Raw genomic sequence first — 15,722 nt, 5'->3', positions numbered from 1 at the left:
GTGAATTAGTGAAAATCAAGAGCTATGCAGCGATGGAAGCCGGTCAGGCTTTAGAACTCTATGAATATGAAGCAGCATCGCTGAGCGCCGAAGATGTTGAAGTCGAAGTGGAATACTGTGGCGTTTGTCATTCTGATTTGTCAATGATCGATAACGAGTGGGGCGTTTCTCAATATCCCGTGATCGCCGGTCATGAGGTGATTGGGCGCGTTTCCGCACTGGGCGAGGCGGCTAAAAACAAAGGCCTTTCCGTTGGTCAGCGCGTGGGCATTGGCTGGACGGCGAAAAGCTGCGAACACTGCGACGCCTGCATCACCGGCGATCAGGTCAACTGCCTGAACGGCATCGTGCCGACCATCGCTAACAAAGGCGGCTTTGCCGAGAAGCTGCGCGCTAACTGGCAATGGGTGATTCCGCTGCCGGAGAAACTGGATCCGGCATCAGCCGGTCCGCTGCTGTGTGCCGGCATCACGGTTTTCAAACCGCTGCTGATGCATAACATCACCGCCACCAGCCGCGTCGGAGTAATCGGCATCGGCGGCCTGGGCCATATTGCGATTAAAATCCTGCATGCAATGGGCGCAGAAGTGACCGCATTCAGCTCAACGCCGGAGAAAAAACAGTCGATTCTTGATATGGGTGCGGATCATGTGGTCAACAGCCGCGATCCGGCAGCGCTGGAAAAACTGGCCGGTCAGTTTGATCTGATCCTCAGCACCGTGGCGGTGGATCTCGACTGGCAGCCGTACTTTGCAGCGCTGGCACCGCGCGGTAAATTCCATACCGTGGGCGCGGTGATGAAACCTTTCGACGTACCGTCGTTCAGCCTGATTCTGGGTGACCGCGCGGTAACCGGTTCTTCCACCGGTTCGCCGGGCCAGCTGCGTACACTGCTGAAGCTGGCGTCGCGCACCGATATCGCGCCGAAAGTGGAGTTTTTCCCGATGTCGAAAATCAATGAAGCGCTGGATCACGTGCGCGCCGGTAAGGCGAATTATCGCGTGGTGCTGAAAGCAGATTTTTAATCTGCCAGCGCGCATAAAGATAAGTCAGGCGGCGAGATCATCTCGCCGCCTTTTTTTCGATCAGGATTCAATGCTGGTTTGCCAGGACTGGCGCGCCCGCGCCTGACGACGACGCAGCGTCAGCCGCCAGAAAACGGCCAGCAGGATAAACCAGACAGGCATGGCGCAAAGCGCCGCACGCGTATCGGCATCGAAAACCATAATCACCAGTGAAAACAGGAAAAACAGTAGCGTCAACCAGCACATCGCCCGGCCGCCCGGCATTTTAAACGTTGACTGCTGATGTAACTCCGGCTGACGCCGACGGTAAACCAGATAGGCCACCAGAATCATTCCCCAGCTGTAGATCACCAGAATCGCCGCCAGCGTGGAAACAATGGTGAACAGCGTCATGACGTTGGGCGTCAGAAACAGCAGCAGCGTGCCGCTCAGCATACAGAAGCAGGAGAACAGCAGGCTGCGCACCGGTATCGCCGTAACGCGCGACAGGATGCGGAACTGGCGATGCGCATGTTTTTCCACCGACAAGCCATACAGCATGCGGGTACTGGAATAGACGCCACTGTTGGCAGAGGACATGGCGGACGTGAGCGCAACAAAGTTAATCAGCGCGGCGGCGGCGGGCAGGCCCGCTTTATCAAACAGCGTGACAAACGGGCTGGTTTCTGGCGAAACGTGCTGCCAGGAGGTGACGGCAATAATCACCACCATCGATAGCACATAAAAAATAATAATGCGTAGCGGAATGGCCCGGATGGCGCGTGGCAGGATCTTTTCCGGCGTTTTGGTTTCCGCCGTCATGGTGCCGAGCAGCTCAATGCCGGTATAGGAAAAAATAGCGATCTGAAAGCCGGCAAAGAAGCCGACCACGCCGTGCGGCATAAACACTGCCGGATCGGTCAGATTGCCCACCGAGGCTTGCACGCCGTCCGGCGATGTCCAGCCGGTGGCGATCATCCACATGCCGGTAAGGATCAGCGCAATAATGGCGATAACCTTGATGATGGCAAACCAGAACTCCGCTTCACCAAACATTTTGACCGACAGCAGGTTAAACGCAAACAGCAGCGCCAGCGCAAACAGCGCCGGGATCCAGGGCGACAGCGTCGGTAACCAGTACTGCACATAGCCGCCGCACACCACCACATCGGCGATGCAGGTCACCACCCAGCTTAGCCAGTATGACCAGCCGAGAAAGAAGCTTGCTTTCGGCCCCAGATAATCGGATACAAAATCTGCGAATGAACGGTAATCCAGCCGGGTAAGCAGCACTTCGCCCATGGCCCGCATCACCATATACATAAAAAAGCCGACCACGATATAGGTGATCAGAATGGAGGTGCCGGAAACGGCAATGGTTTTACCTGCGCCCATAAACAGGCCGGTGCCGATCGCGCCGCCGAGAGAGATCAGCTGGATATGTCGTTCGCTCAGGCCGCGTTGTAAGGTCTGCGGGGCACTCTGTTCATTGCCCGATGGTCTCGATCGCGGTGGTTGTTTTGCGGTCATGGCTTCTCCTCTTATAACGGCTGACCATGAAGTAAATTCCGATTGCAGACAAACGCACCCCCTCCCCGTAACGACGCAGGGATCAGGCGCTCAGCGCGCCAGGAACAGGGCAGGCTTGTCTGGATAATGAACGGTATTCAGCGGACTACAGGCAGCCTCATTTTCAACATTTTGAAAACGATAGCGATTTCTGATTCGCGAAAGAATCAGCCGGTACAACAGCAGCTGGCGGGTTAATGCTGGCTGGCAAATTTTACATTGTCAACTCTGTAAAATAACGAAAATTTAACTTTTTGATCGCTTTCAACTTTCTGAAAAGTCAGGAAAAATCTTTTTTATGCACAAATAGTGCATAATAAATGCATAAAGTCCGCATCCTTATGGCAACCAATAAAAGTAACTAATTATTCATCTCTGTTGCGATTGCTTTACGCAAAAACAATTTTTTCCATCGGACTGAAAAATCTATCGCCGATAATTAATGGTAAATTCATTAACGCATAGTGATATGCAGGTCATTTCCACGGTTAAACAATATAAATAACTTTGTTCAAAAAGGTTTGTTATGGAAAAGCTATCTTACGCGTCAGAAAGCGGTACATCGGCCTGGAACACCTACCTTCAGCAAATCGATCGCGTTGCCCCTTATCTGGGCGATTTGTCGCGCTGGATCGATACGCTGCGCCATCCGAAACGTGCCCTGATCGTTGATATTCCCCTGCAGATGGATGACGGAACCATCCGCCATTTTGAAGGCTTTCGTGTTCAGCACAATCTTTCCCGGGGTCCGGGTAAGGGCGGTATTCGCTACCATCCTGACGTGGATCTGAATGAAGTCATGGCCCTCTCCGCCTGGATGACTATTAAATGTGCCGCAGTGAACCTGCCTTACGGCGGGGCGAAAGGCGGCATTCGCGTCGATCCGTTCTCGCTGTCCGAGGGAGAACTGGAACGCCTGACTCGCCGCTATACCAGTGAAATCGGTCTGATTATCGGGCCGCAGCGCGACATTCCGGCACCGGATGTGGGCACCAACGGTAAAGTGATGGCATGGATGATGGATACCTATTCCATGAACCACGGCACCACCATTACCGGCGTGGTGACCGGCAAACCGATTCATCTCGGCGGCTCGTTGGGTCGTGAAAAAGCGACCGGACGCGGCGTATTTGTTACCGGTCGTGAAGTCGCAGGGCGCGCCGGTATTGAAATCGAAGGCGCAAAAATTGCCGTGCAGGGCTTTGGTAACGTCGGCAGCGAAGCGGCTCGTCTGTTTGCGGAAGCGGGCGCGCGCGTGGTGGTGATCCAGGATCATACCGCTACGCTGTTTAATGCGGACGGAATTGATCTGCACGCGCTCAGCGAGTGGCAGCTCAGCCACAAACAGATCGCCGGTTTCCCTGGCGCCCAGAAAATCAATAGCGAAGATTTCTGGACCACCAAAATGGATATTCTGATCCCGGCGGCGCTGGAAGGGCAGATCACGCGCGAACGTGCAGAGAAGCTTAGCTGCAAACTGGTGCTGGAAGGGGCGAATGGCCCAACCTATCCTGATGCGGATGATATTCTTAAGGCGCGCGGCATTACCGTGGTGCCGGATGTTATCTGTAACGCAGGCGGGGTAACGGTCAGCTACTTTGAATGGGTGCAGGATATGGCGAGCTTCTTCTGGAGCGAAGAAGAGATCAATGCGCGTATGGACAAGATCATGACCGAAGCGATGGTGCATGTCTGGGATAAAGCGATAGAGAAAGAATGTACGCTGCGTACCGCTGCCTATATCGTTGCCTGCGAACGTATCCTGATGGCGCGTAAAGATCGCGGTATCTATCCAGGCTAAGTCGCTGGTCACGGCGTGTTGCGCTGTGAACAGAGCAGGCCCGGCGCAATACAGAGGCTACGGGCCTGCGGTTAACCTCTCGCATCAGCTGGTCTGGCTGGTGCGTTTCCGATTCTGTGTGGTGTATTTGCGTCCTGCTCTGGCGCGGCTTAACGTATGCGTAAACAGCATGACATCTTCACGCAGCCAGACGCGAACGGAAAGTGGCGCATGATTCAGCGACTCAGGCAGCGATACGCCGTCAATGGTGCCGCGATTACAGATAGCGCGAATCAGTTCGGTCTCTTTGATACCCGCATACCGGGCAAACTCCGGGGCGGTAAAATGTTGGCGTGCCATACAGTCTCCTTAAGCCTGCTTTGAATAATGGTTAATAAAATTTAGCTTAAGGTTATTTTTTATCCTTTTTTCTGGCGGAATTATTGATCCATGTCAGAAAGTACGAAACTCTAAAGTAAAGTTTTCTTACCGTTTCGCTTGTTTAATCAGAGGGTTATTAGCGGCGTAACAGCACGCGGTAATAATGTTAGCCTCTAAGCCAGGCAAAGCCTGCTTCAGGTAATCTGCAAGATTGCACCAGGGGTTTTTAACATCTGAAACAGCTGCTGCTGGCTGGCGTCTGAAACCTCCTGCGTATCCCAGCCGTGCCGCCAGGTCAGGTGATGGATATGACCCAGCTGACGCCACAGCGCAATAGCAGAAGCGGCCAGTGAGCAGCTTTCATCGCTTTGCAGGCATTCAAACGTGGTATGGCTCTCTTCATCCAGGGCGTTAATAAACACATGCGTGGCCTCGGCGGGAATCACGACCCGCAGATCCTCCAGCATATCTGCGCTGACGGAAGCGGAAAGACGCAGGATAAATGACGCTGAATTCACGGTTACCTCTCTGATAAGCATCTGGTTACCAGAATGGTACGCCAGCAGCGTGAAGCGCGCGCGGTTTTCTTGCGGGTAAATGCAGCAGAAGGCGGTCCGGAAACAGGAAAATCATCAGCCCTGACAGAGCAGGGCTGAAAGGATTATTTGGCCGCGTAGGCTTCGGTAGAGATAGTCAGCGTAACGTCATCGCTAACGGCTGGAATATACTGCTTCAGATTAAAATCGGAACGTTTTACCGTTGCCGTGGCGTCAAAGCCAATCGCCTGCTTTTTCAGCATGGGATGTTCTCCCTGCTTGTTCAGCGTGGCGTGCAGCGTGACCGGACGGGTAACGCCTTTAAGCGTCAAATCGCCCTGTACCTCATAGCGGTTGTTGCCTTTGCTGATAACGCGCGTGCTGCGGAAGGTCGCTGTGGGATAAGTGCCGGTATTAAAATATTGATCGCCTTTGAATTCGGTGGTCAGCGCCTCAACATGGGTATCAATATTGGTCAGGGGCAGCGTCACGTCGACTTTTGATTTTTCCGGATTCGCGCTGTCGAAAACCAGCGTGCCGCTGGTGCCGGAAATATCAGCGGTCGGATGAGAAAAACCAAAATGCGACCAGCTCATTACCACGGAGGTATGCTCCGGGTTCAGCTGATAGGTCTGCGCCTCAGCATGGCTGAACTGCGCCCAAAGGCCCAGGCTTAACACCAGCGGCGTGGCAATTTTTTTCATGCTCAACATAACGACAATCCTGCAATCACTAAAAAGGAATTTAAGTGTGGTCGCTGACGACAAGAACCGAAAGCAAAGATAATTGTTTTTGTTTTTCAAATAATTTGAAGAAAATCAGCGAGGCAGGCGATGCGGCATAAGAAAGACCCACCAGCGGCGGGTCTTGCACAGGGTCGAAAGCCCCATGTCTCTTGTCAGCCCTTCGGTAATTCAGGGAAGGGCGAATTAACGGCCAGGGCCGCCTTGATGGAATCCACCGCCATGACCGCCGCCCGGGCCGCCCCAGCCAGGGCCCCACCAGACACAGCCGCTTAATGATGCGGTCAGCATGACCGCCGTTAATAACATAAACACTTTTTTCATGATTACCTCCAGCAAGTGCGCGCGATTCTAAGATAAAAAAATGTGCCTTAAACCAGGCGACCCGCTGATTTTCACTTTCCTGACATTTTGCTGCGTTTTTCCTGCGACACAGGCGAAAAGGCCTTTGCTGCCAGGTTTTGCTATATTTAAAAAAAGAGACAGGAGGCAAGAATGGACGTGAATATTGAAAAACATCAGATGGCTAACGGCGAGTATGAGTATCGTGCCAGCTGTGAACAGCCGGGCTACCGCTTTACGCTTATTGGTAAAGGAAAAAACGCGACAGAAGCGGACAATAACCTGCGACAGAATCTTGAAGAGATGAAAACGCGTCTTGATGAAATTATTGAGATCAGCAAGGTTTCCGCCTGACGGTTAACCTTCCGTTTATGCAGCAACATTCGCTAACCGCAGGCCGGGCCGTATAACGCTGCCCGGCCTGTTTTGGTAATGAGCGCAGCGGAAATATTTGAGGCCGCTTTAATAATCCTGGCGATAAAAATAACTCTTATTTCGCTGAGCTATTTCTCTGAGGGACACAATGAAATCCGGTTATAATAATGCGTCCACAATTAGCGCCGCACCGGCAAAAAAAGTTCTCTAATGTTGCGCCTGTTTTGCCGATATAGCTAAAGACGGTGCTAAGGTCGTTTTAATCCAGAACCTGCAGTAAATTCGAAATGATTCGTTATTCCCTGTCAGGATGAGCGGGTAATGCTGGCTTCTCGGAACCTATTTTTCCGGAGAAAAGCCCTTGTCCACAAAGAGCATACGCACTTCCTGGTTCGACCCCGATCTGCAGGCTGCGACCAGCGCAACCAGCAGCAGTTACTATTCCAGTGCGCCCACTGTGCATTACAGCTCCAGCCAGGCTGCGGTTCAGCTCACTCGCAGCGGGCTGAGCTGGAATGTATATCAGGTCTATAACAAGCCGTTGGAAATCAGTTTCGCTTTTCCCGATAACCTTACGAGCACGCCATACGGTGATAAAGGCATTGTTACCTTTAACAGCGAACAGCAAGCGGCGGCGCTGAAATCGCTGCAGTCCTGGGCCGATGTGGCGAACATAAAATTTACGCAGGTGAGCAGCGGCGCCCGGTTAACCTTTGCCAACTATACGCAGTATGCCAATGGTCAGCAGGCGGACGATCAGGCGTATGCTTATCTGCCGGGCGGCAGCCGGGCGGCGGGTACGATGTGGTTCAATTACAATATGGCCAATAACCGCTCACCGGAACATTATGAGTATGGACGCCTGACGCTGACCCATGAACTAGGACATGCTCTTGGCCTGAGCCATCCTGGTGACTATAACAGCGGCACCGGAGAGATCTCTTATAGCGCCAGCGCTCCTTATATAGAGGATTCGCGTCAGTACACCTTAATGAGTTACTGGAGTGAAACCAACACCGGCGCTAATTTTTACGGGCACTATGCGGCTTCGCCGCTGCTGCATGACATTGCTGCTATTCAGCGTCTGTATGGCGCTAACATGACCACGCTGACGGGCAATACCGTGTATGGCTTCGGTTCGAATACCGGACGAGACTATTACACTGCACTCAGCAGCAGCGATGTGCTGATCTTTTCTGTCTGGGATGCAGGCGGCAACGATACGCTGAACTTTTCCGGCTACCGGCAGAATCAGCGGATTAACCTTAATGCAGAGACGTTTTCCAACGTGGGCGGGCTGATTGGCAACGTCTCTGTCGCGCTCGGCGTGGTAATTGAAAACGCCATTGCCGGCACCGGTCACGATACGCTGATTGGCAACGCGGTCGCTAACGGCCTGCGCGGCAACGCTGGCAACGATACGCTGTACGGTAACGATGGCAACGACACGTTGTATGGCGACAGCGGCAGCGATCGACTCTACGGCGGCAACGGCAACGATGTGCTGTATGGCGGTCTCGATATCGACACGCTGTACGGCGATAGCGGACTCGATCGTTTATACGGCAATGACGGCAACGATCTGCTGTATGGCGCGCTCGGTAACGATACGTTGTACGGGGAAAACGGTAACGATCGTCTGTTTGGCGGCGAGGGTGATGACCTGCTGTATGGCGCAAACGGCATTGATACGCTGTACGGGGAAAACGGCCATGACCGGATGTACGGCGGTGAGGGCGACGATCTGCTGTACGGCAATAACGGCAACGACCGTCTGTATGGCGAAAACGGCCACGATCGTCTGTTTGGCGGCGAGGGTGATGACCTGCTGTACGGCAACAACGGCAACGATCGGCTGTACGGGGAAAATGGTCACGATCGTCTGTATGGCGGCGAAAGCAACGATCTGCTGTACGGCGGCAGCGGCAACGATACGCTATATGGTGAAAACGGCATCGACCGGCTGGAAGGCGGAGCAGGAGCCGATCATTTATATGGCGGTGGCGGGGCGGATAAGCTCTACGGCGGCGCAGGTAACGATCGGTTTATCTTCACCAGCGCGAAAGATTCCCTGTCTGGACTGCGTGATTTAATCGGTGACTTCACCAGCGGCAGTGACAAAATCGACCTGTCAGCGCTGGACAGCCACGCATATCCGCTGCGCTTCGCCTCAAAGTTCACCGGCAGGCTGGGCGAAATGCAGATGACATGGGATGTCACTAACCATCTGACGCATTTAAAGCTGAATCTGTCAGGAGATATGCAGCCGGATATGATCATTGATATTGCGGCGCGCCCTAATATGCATATTGATTTTATTGTTTAGAAAGCAGCCAGGCCTGCGCTGCCGTTCGGGCTGAATAGCATCCATCTGCTACGCTTAGAGGGAGATAAATTTTTTTAGCGTAAAAATGGAGGATGCATGGGACTGTTAAGCTTTGTGAAAGACGCAGGAGAAAAACTGTGGGATACGGTAACGCATAACTCACAGGAACAGGATGCAAAGCTCAAAGAGCATCTACAGAAAACCGGGGTGCCGGATGCCGATAAGGTGCAGGTCGCGGTAAAAGATGGTCAGGCAACGGTAACCGGCGAAGGTTTGAGCCAGGAAGCAAAAGAGAAAATTCTGGTGGCGATCGGTAACGTAGCCGGAATCAGCGGCGTTGATGACAAGGTAGCAGTGTCACAACCCGCCACGGAAAGCCGTTTTTATACCGTGAAGAAAGGCGATACCCTGAGCGCTATCTCGAAAGAGATGTATGGCAACCCCAACGAATACAATAAGATTTTTGAGGCCAACAAGCCGATGCTGAGCAGCCCCGATAAGATCTATCCGGGTCAAACGCTGCGTATTCCGCAATAACGGTTCAGTCCCGCCTTGCGGCGGGCTACTATTGACATTTACTTGTAGATAGCCCGGGTTTGAAACATAAACAACGGGGACCATTCGGTCCCCGTTGTTTATTCCTGGACGACTGGCCGGTCAGGGCGCAAATACCGCCCGCAGGCAGCCATCTTCCTTGTGTTTAAACATCTCATAGCCGCGTGGTGCCTCTTCCAGCGAGAAGCGGTGGGTCGCCATAAACGCGGGGTTCAGTTCACCTTTCGCCACATGATCAAGCAGCCGATGCATATAACGCTGACCATGCTGCTGTGCGGTGCGGATTGTCAGGCTTTTATTAATCATCAGTCCCAGCGGAAACTTATCCATCACGCCGTAAACGCCCAGAATCGAAATATTACCGCCTTTGCGGCAGGAGTAGAGCGCCTGGCGCAGCGCAGCGCCTACGTCCGTTTGCAAGTGCAGCAGCTGTTTAGTGCGATCGTAAACCTGCGTCAGGCCTTCACCGCGCGCCTCCATTCCTACAGCATCAATACAGCTATCCGGGCCGCGTCCGCCGGTCAGCTCCAGCAGCGCCTCATGGATATCCGCCTTGCTGTAATCCAGGGTAATGGCACCGGCATAATCGCGCGCCATCGCCAGTCGTTCCGGGAAACGGTCAATCGCGATCACCTGATGCGCGCCCATAAGCCAGGCGCTCTGCATCGCCATCAGCCCCACGCCGCCGCAGCCCCAAACCGCCACGGTATCGCCAGGATGAATATTACAGAAATCCGCGCCCATGTAGCCGGTAGGGGCGGCGTCCGATAAAAACAGCGCCTGTTCGTCGCTGACCGTCTCCGGTACCACAAAGCAGTCATTATCGGCGAAAGGAACGCGCACATATTCAGCATGAGAACCGGCATAGCCGCCGAAGGCGTGGCTGTAGGCGTAAATCCCGGCGGTTGCGTGTCCCAGTACCGGTTCGCCTTGTTCCCAGTGTGGATTAGTATTATCACAGCAGGAAGGCAGTTCATGCTGACAATACCAACAGGAGCCACAGGAGATAAAAGAGGGCACCACCACCCGATCGCCGCGCCTGATATTTTTAACCGCGCTGCCGACCTCCACCACTTCACCCATAAATTCATGACCAAGAATATCGCCTTCGCGCATGGTCGGGATCAGGCCATCAATAACGTGCAAGTCGGAACCACAGGTGGTGGTTAAGCCTACTTTGATAATCGCATCATGCGGATTCAGCAAAGCGGGATCTGCCACGCTTTCTACCCGTAAGTCATTGACGCCGTTCCAGCATAAAGCTCGCATTACGCCTCCTTATCTTTTCGTTCTGTATGACGGCCCGCTGGCTGCCCGTCAAGGCTGGGGATCTCTCCGGTTTCGGCCAGGCTCTTAAAGCGGTGCAGCGCCTTGCTGAGCTGCTCTTTGGGAAACAGATCGAGCAGCGTAGTCACTTTTTTACCCAGCGCGCCGCCCGGTGGGTTAAAGCGCAGCGTCAGCGTCAGCTCGGTGCCCCATTCGCCAGGTGCAGGGCGAAACTGCAGCATGCCTTCGTTCGGTACGTCGGCACCGTCCAGCGATTCCCAGGCGATAACCACGCCCGGCTGTTGTTCAACAATCCGGCTGCGCCAGCGAAAGCTTTTTTTCAGCGGCCCCTTAACTTCCCAGTCGGCGTCGGTATCATCGATCACCGTTATCTGGGCAAAGTGAGCCATAATTTGCGGCAGTGTGGCGGGATCGCGCCATAACGCATAGAGCTGATCGGCAGGTTTGCCGATGGTGATCCAGCGGCGCAGCTGGGTTTCGTGGGCGTCATGGGTGCCCTTAGCGTGAACTTTCTTACTCACAAAACCTCCGGTTGTTAACAGCGGTTGTGATGCAGTCAGGAAGGGGAAGGAACGGCGTCGCGTATCCCAAATAACTTGCCCCCGCGCCGAAAGCCAGCGCAGGGGCAGATATCAGAACAGATGGAAATGGTGGCGCAGGCTGAAAATGCTCCAGTAGATGGCGGAAGCAACCAGGTACGCCCAGCAGCCCCAGTAGGCTACCGGTTCGCGTTTACTTTTCTCTTTCGGCAAATTCACAAACAAATAGAACGCAGAGGCGATCAGCGCAATAAAGTAAAATATTTTCAATTTACTCTCCTTTTTCCTTGGCTACTCTGAGCATAGCGTTGTAAAAGCTATAGCACAGAAGCGCAAAGAAGGAGAAATAAACGGCAGAAATCACCCGGCAAAGATGAGGCGAAATAATGGTTTACTGTTGTAACCATCTCTCCAGCGCGGTGGCTTTCATCGGTGCCGAGCAGTAAAAACCCTGCACTTCATCACAGCCCAGCGACTGCAGCTGTTCATAGGTTTCTTTATCCTCAACGCCCTCAGCCAGTACCACGTAATCCAGATCCTTCAGCATACTTATCACGTTACGGACAATAATGCCGCTGGCGGTATCATGCTGGAGACGGCTAATCAGAGAGCGATCCAGTTTAATGACATCAATCGGAATGCGCCGCAGATAGCTGATATTGCTGTAGCCAGAGCCGAAGTCATCCAGCGAAATCTTAAAGCCGCGCAGCTTCAGCATATCGAAACCGTGCAGCGCGTTGGGGCTGGCGTGGATCTCTTCCGTTTCCAGGCATTCAATACCTAAATATTCTGGCGTCAAACCGCAGCGCAGCAGCCGCTCTTCCTGGCGATCGGCAAAGTCGGGACGGCAAATATCGGAGACGCTCACGTTAACCGACACCGGCAGATGAATGCCTTTTTGCGCCCAGCGCTGCAGCTGCCTGATGGCGCTATCCAGCACCCAGTCTGTCAGCTCCGCCATCAGGCTGGTGCCGGCCGCCAGTGGAATAAAGCGGCCGGGCGGGATCTCGCCTTCAACAGGATGATTCCAGCGCAGCAGCGCCTCCAGACCCACGGTTTTGCCGGTGTGCAGGCAAATTTTCGGTTGATAAACCAGGTAAAGGCCGTAGCGTCCGCGCACTGCCCGCGCCAGATCGTTTAGCCGCTGAAACTCCTGATTCCGTCTTTGATCGTTTTCGCTATCGAACAGCTGGAAGAGATTTTGTTGGGCGATCGCCTCATGTAACGCGCTGAGCGCACGGCGCATCGCCTCCAGCGGCGGCAGGGTTCGGGGAGAAAACTGCACTTCTCCCACACGAACCTGTAAATCGATGGTAATGGTATCGCCGAGACAGGCGTTAATGCCGCCCAGCTTTTCGCTGCAGAGTTTGCTGTCCATTCCCTCTTCGCTGTGAGTTAACAGCGCAAAGCGGCCATGATTAATCAGGTAGAGCATCGGCTCTTTGTCGTGAAGGCTCAGCCGCTGATACAGCACCCGGGTTAACTCATGCAGCAGCCCCTCAGACGCGGCAATCCCCAATGAGCGCGACACATCGAAAATGTGCTGCGGATCGATACAGTCAATCATTAACAGACGCCACTGCTGATCGGGCAGCATGTCGGCACTTAATTCCAGATCGCGCAGTAAACGCTGACGATTGGGCAGGCCGGTAACGGTATCGATATAACCATTGGCATACCAGGCGTCGAGAAAGGCGGCGGCGAGGCGCGCTAATGTCGCCAGCGTTATCTGCTGCTCTTCGCTGAACGTGCGCGGCTGCGTATCAGTGACGCACAGCGTGCCGATGATGTCATCTTCACCGGAGATCAGCGGCGCGCCAGCGTAAAAGCGGATAAAGGGTGCGCCGCGCGTGAGCGGATGCTGCTCAAATCGCGGGTCTTGCCAGGTGTCAGGGCAAATCAGTAGGCGTTCGCACTGTATGGTATGACGGCAGAACGCATGCTGTAGCGAGGTTTCCATTAATGGAAACATCTGCGGCGCTTTAATGTACTGGCGCTCTTCATCAAGAATCGAAACGTAGCAGCTGGGAATGCCTAACAGCTGGCTGGTGAGTAACGTGAACTGACTAAGAATTTCATCCCGGCAGCGGTCATTTTTTTTCAGCAGTTCCAGTGCTGCACGCCTTTTGCTATTTAATGGTTGTAATGGGCTAAGCATGATTGTTCGCCTGGCGTCGGAACGAAAAATTAAAAGGGAATGATTATACTTAGCGAAGTATCGGCGCGTGCGGCCTTTGCTTTAGTTTTACTTTTGGGCCAGGTTCAGAAAAGAGGAGCAAGTAATGAAACGTGATGCACTAAGCGAAGATGATTATGACGAGGTTTGTCGGGTGATTGGCGATGCGGCAATCGTGTTATCGGAAAACGGCCTGAATACCGAGCGCGAAACGCTCGCCAGTTTGCTCTGGCAAACGCGCCAGCGCCGCCAGGATAGCGACCGGGACGAACAGAAAGTACTGGAGCATGCGATCCGGCTGATTAAGCCCTGAATCGCATCCGGATTATCTCTGTCGCGGCGGCAACGAGGGAAATTCTGTCACCAGGAAGTGACGCAGATGATCCAGACACCATTCGGCATCCTCGCTGTGCTGACAGCAAAAGGCGAGGGTGATTTTCTTGCTGTGTACGCCGCCCATCTCCAGTTCAGACCAGCTCCACTTTAGCGCGGAACGCGCATAGCTCACCATCGCACCATCGTTAATGTGATGATCGATCTCCTGTTTCGCCAGATACGCCCAAAAATAGTCATCCAGACTCACGGCATCCACCGTTAACGAGGCGGGTAAACCCGGGCGAAAGGTAAAATCCACATAGCCGCCGATCCCGCTTTCCAGACGTCGATAATCACAACCCAGCGTCATAAACAGTCCATCCTGCAAATTCACCTCTTCCAGCAGGCGTCGCAGGTTAGGAGAGCGTTTGGCTTCCTCAATCTCATCAATGCGCTGTGTCTCCTGCGTTAAATCGATACCGCCATAATTAATGCTGCCGTCGCTGTAATTTTCATGCGGATAGGGAAAGCTAATGAAGCGGTCGTGCTGTGTATCCTGTTCCATGCTGATATCTCATTCAGTTGAGCTTAGCGTTAGCTGTGGCGGATGACTTCCCGCAGGTCCAGGTAATCATCTGATCCTGTTGCGGATCGATAAGGCGAAACTGTTTATCAGAAATACGCTGGGCCAGATAACCCTCTTTAGTGACCGCTGCCGGGATGTAGCGGGTGCGATCGGTAGAATGGAGCGGTCCGCTTTCCACTTTGACGTCATCAGTAGCCACGCTAAACGAACTCACCAGATCGAACACGGTGCCGTGGGTAACATGACCTTCCTGACCGTAAATCGAGGCGACTTTGCCGGGACACTCAACGCCCTGCGGGCCGGAAGAGCAGGCAGCCAGCAAAAAGGGAAGCGTGAACATCATCACTCGCAGCATATGCATTGCCTTTTTATCTTATCGCTTTTCCTGCCCAATAAAACAGGACCGGCGCAGCAGTGCGCTACGCTTTCAACAGCATAGCATTCACCCGAAGAAATGATGGAATTCAGCCTTGCTGTTTCAACTGGACCAGTGAAAAAAAATGACTTAACTTGGTTTGGCGCAATAAATTTGGCAAACTGTGCGCCCTATCACGAAAGGGAAAAGCGGAATGAAAGAAGAAGAAGCCAGTCTGATGCTGATTCGCCATGCTATCGATAACCTGCCGCAGCCGCAGAAGGAGCGGGTAGAGCGCTGTATTGGCAGAATAAAAGAGACGTTGCGCGAGTATGAGGAAGAGGATGCTGGGCTGGCGTTGATGCTGGTGGCAGCGGAAATTGCCGCAGAGTAAAAAAATTGTGGCACAAATTTTGAGCGGATCTGAAAGCTGCACCATGCGGCGTTATTCCCGCCGGTGAATTCAGCGATTCATCTCTTTCACCAGCCAGGCGTGGATCACCGTAACAATATAGCGCTGCTGTTCGGCGCTTAGCGGTTGATGTGCGGCGATTCGATGCCACTTTTCCAGACAGCCACGGCAGCAGGTTGCGGTGGCATGCTGCGCAATAAACACCGGGTGCCCACGCATGGGCGTCTGCTTGCCATCGTTACGCGGCTCGGCAGCGGCAAGACGCTGGGCAATAAAATCCGCCGCATGGCGGTCAATCACCTCGGGGCCTTTTTCCAGGCAATATTGCCGCTCCTTATTGCCCAGCCGAAAGCGACGACGAAAAGTCGACGCGTCCAGGCGTTGAAACAACCGATCAAGTTCAGACATACATCGCTCCTGTTCACCGCATCGATGTTAATG

The 15,722-nt window shown here is 53.5% G+C and carries 20 protein-coding genes; 7 read left to right on the top strand and 13 right to left on the bottom strand.

Going from position 1 to position 15,722, the window contains the following annotated elements; genetic code table 11:
* Window positions 1-8: 8 nt before the first annotated feature.
* On the top strand, window positions 9-1,025 hold the full coding sequence (gene ahr / locus ACQE3Z_RS06910; RefSeq protein WP_426972882.1) for an NADPH-dependent aldehyde reductase Ahr: 1,017 nt from the start codon (window positions 9-11) through the stop codon (window positions 1,023-1,025).
* Window positions 1,026-1,085: 60 nt separating this feature from the next.
* Here ahr and ACQE3Z_RS06905 read toward each other — a convergent pair whose 3' ends face one another.
* Window positions 1,086-2,534, bottom strand: coding sequence for an amino acid permease (locus tag ACQE3Z_RS06905; protein WP_426972880.1), 1,449 nt, complete (start codon window positions 2,532-2,534; stop codon window positions 1,086-1,088).
* A gap of 565 nt (window positions 2,535-3,099) precedes the next feature.
* Between ACQE3Z_RS06905 and ACQE3Z_RS06900 the strand changes: the two genes are divergently transcribed.
* Window positions 3,100-4,374, top strand: a complete 1,275-nt coding sequence (locus tag ACQE3Z_RS06900; protein ID WP_426972878.1) for a Glu/Leu/Phe/Val family dehydrogenase — start codon at window positions 3,100-3,102, stop codon at window positions 4,372-4,374.
* Between the two features lie 84 nt (window positions 4,375-4,458).
* Here ACQE3Z_RS06900 and ACQE3Z_RS06895 read toward each other — a convergent pair whose 3' ends face one another.
* The 5 genes from ACQE3Z_RS06895 to ACQE3Z_RS06875 all read right to left on the bottom strand — a co-directional run bounded on the left by ACQE3Z_RS06895 (window position 4,459) and on the right by ACQE3Z_RS06875 (window position 6,337).
* A complete protein-coding gene (locus tag ACQE3Z_RS06895) occupies window positions 4,459-4,713 on the bottom strand; it encodes a hypothetical protein (protein WP_250652478.1) in 255 nt (84 codons plus the stop codon).
* 215 nt (window positions 4,714-4,928) lie between these two features.
* On the bottom strand, window positions 4,929-5,201 hold the full coding sequence (locus ACQE3Z_RS06890) for a hypothetical protein (protein WP_426973078.1): 273 nt from the start codon (window positions 5,199-5,201) through the stop codon (window positions 4,929-4,931).
* A gap of 194 nt (window positions 5,202-5,395) precedes the next feature.
* Window positions 5,396-5,983: a YceI family protein gene (locus tag ACQE3Z_RS06885; protein ID WP_426972876.1), complete on the bottom strand. Its 588-nt coding sequence runs from the start codon at window positions 5,981-5,983 to the stop codon at window positions 5,396-5,398.
* A 31-nt stretch (window positions 5,984-6,014) separates the two neighbouring features.
* Window positions 6,015-6,143 carry a hypothetical protein gene (locus ACQE3Z_RS06880; RefSeq protein ID WP_426972875.1) on the bottom strand — a complete coding sequence of 43 codons (129 nt, stop codon included), beginning with the start codon at window positions 6,141-6,143 and terminating at the stop codon, window positions 6,015-6,017.
* 56 nt (window positions 6,144-6,199) lie between these two features.
* A complete protein-coding gene (locus tag ACQE3Z_RS06875) occupies window positions 6,200-6,337 on the bottom strand; it encodes a hypothetical protein (RefSeq protein ID WP_426972873.1) in 138 nt (45 codons plus the stop codon).
* 171 nt (window positions 6,338-6,508) lie between these two features.
* Here ACQE3Z_RS06875 and ACQE3Z_RS06870 point away from each other — a divergent pair, with 171 nt between their 5' ends.
* The 3 genes from ACQE3Z_RS06870 to lysM all read left to right on the top strand — a co-directional run bounded on the left by ACQE3Z_RS06870 (window position 6,509) and on the right by lysM (window position 9,593).
* A complete protein-coding gene (locus ACQE3Z_RS06870; protein ID WP_426972871.1) occupies window positions 6,509-6,709 on the top strand; it encodes a hypothetical protein in 201 nt (66 codons plus the stop codon).
* Window positions 6,710-7,091: 382 nt separating this feature from the next.
* Entirely contained in the window at window positions 7,092-9,056 is a 1,965-nt protein-coding gene (locus ACQE3Z_RS06865; protein WP_426972869.1) for a M10 family metallopeptidase C-terminal domain-containing protein, read from the top strand.
* A gap of 96 nt (window positions 9,057-9,152) precedes the next feature.
* The gene (lysM, locus tag ACQE3Z_RS06860; RefSeq protein ID WP_426972867.1) at window positions 9,153-9,593 is read left to right on the top strand and encodes a peptidoglycan-binding protein LysM; all 441 of its coding nucleotides are present in this window, start codon (window positions 9,153-9,155) and stop codon (window positions 9,591-9,593) included.
* 120 nt (window positions 9,594-9,713) lie between these two features.
* Here lysM and ACQE3Z_RS06855 read toward each other — a convergent pair whose 3' ends face one another.
* The 4 genes from ACQE3Z_RS06855 to ACQE3Z_RS06840 form a co-directional block, all read right to left on the bottom strand.
* Window positions 9,714-10,880 carry a zinc-dependent alcohol dehydrogenase gene (locus tag ACQE3Z_RS06855; RefSeq protein WP_426972865.1) on the bottom strand — a complete coding sequence of 389 codons (1,167 nt, stop codon included), beginning with the start codon at window positions 10,878-10,880 and terminating at the stop codon, window positions 9,714-9,716.
* Window positions 10,880-11,419, bottom strand: a complete 540-nt coding sequence (locus tag ACQE3Z_RS06850; RefSeq protein ID WP_426972864.1) for an SRPBCC family protein — start codon at window positions 11,417-11,419, stop codon at window positions 10,880-10,882. The genes ACQE3Z_RS06855 and ACQE3Z_RS06850 overlap by 1 nt, the downstream gene beginning before the upstream one ends.
* Window positions 11,420-11,530: 111 nt before the next feature.
* Entirely contained in the window at window positions 11,531-11,707 is a 177-nt protein-coding gene (locus tag ACQE3Z_RS06845; protein ID WP_167373299.1) for a hypothetical protein, read from the bottom strand.
* A 121-nt stretch (window positions 11,708-11,828) separates the two neighbouring features.
* On the bottom strand, window positions 11,829-13,595 hold the full coding sequence (locus ACQE3Z_RS06840; protein ID WP_426972861.1) for a sensor domain-containing phosphodiesterase: 1,767 nt from the start codon (window positions 13,593-13,595) through the stop codon (window positions 11,829-11,831).
* A gap of 124 nt (window positions 13,596-13,719) precedes the next feature.
* On the opposite strand from ACQE3Z_RS06840, the gene ACQE3Z_RS06835 reads away from it, so the two are divergent.
* Window positions 13,720-13,926, top strand: coding sequence for a DUF2767 family protein (locus ACQE3Z_RS06835; protein ID WP_426972859.1), 207 nt, complete (start codon window positions 13,720-13,722; stop codon window positions 13,924-13,926).
* A 12-nt stretch (window positions 13,927-13,938) separates the two neighbouring features.
* On the opposite strand, the gene ACQE3Z_RS06830 is transcribed toward ACQE3Z_RS06835, so the two are convergent.
* Window positions 13,939-14,493 (bottom strand): hypothetical protein, encoded by a 555-nt coding sequence (locus ACQE3Z_RS06830; RefSeq protein ID WP_426972858.1) that lies wholly within the window; start codon window positions 14,491-14,493, stop codon window positions 13,939-13,941.
* Window positions 14,494-14,506: 13 nt separating this feature from the next.
* Window positions 14,507-14,869, bottom strand: a complete 363-nt coding sequence (locus ACQE3Z_RS06825; protein ID WP_426972856.1) for a hypothetical protein — start codon at window positions 14,867-14,869, stop codon at window positions 14,507-14,509.
* Between the two features lie 214 nt (window positions 14,870-15,083).
* Between ACQE3Z_RS06825 and ACQE3Z_RS06820 the strand changes: the two genes are divergently transcribed.
* The gene (locus ACQE3Z_RS06820) at window positions 15,084-15,263 is read left to right on the top strand and encodes a hypothetical protein (protein ID WP_085071945.1); all 180 of its coding nucleotides are present in this window, start codon (window positions 15,084-15,086) and stop codon (window positions 15,261-15,263) included.
* A 69-nt stretch (window positions 15,264-15,332) separates the two neighbouring features.
* Here the strand turns inward: ACQE3Z_RS06820 and ACQE3Z_RS06815 are convergent, their stop codons facing one another.
* A complete protein-coding gene (locus ACQE3Z_RS06815; RefSeq protein WP_426972854.1) occupies window positions 15,333-15,689 on the bottom strand; it encodes a DUF4186 domain-containing protein in 357 nt (118 codons plus the stop codon).
* Between the last annotated feature and the right edge of the window lie 33 nt (window positions 15,690-15,722).

This window comes from Pantoea sp. FN0307, assembly GCF_050113815.1.
Lineage (GTDB): Bacteria > Pseudomonadota > Gammaproteobacteria > Enterobacterales > Enterobacteriaceae > Mixta > Mixta alhagi.
Note: the sequence above shows the minus strand (reverse complement) of the source record. Positions and strands in the feature narration are given on the sequence as shown.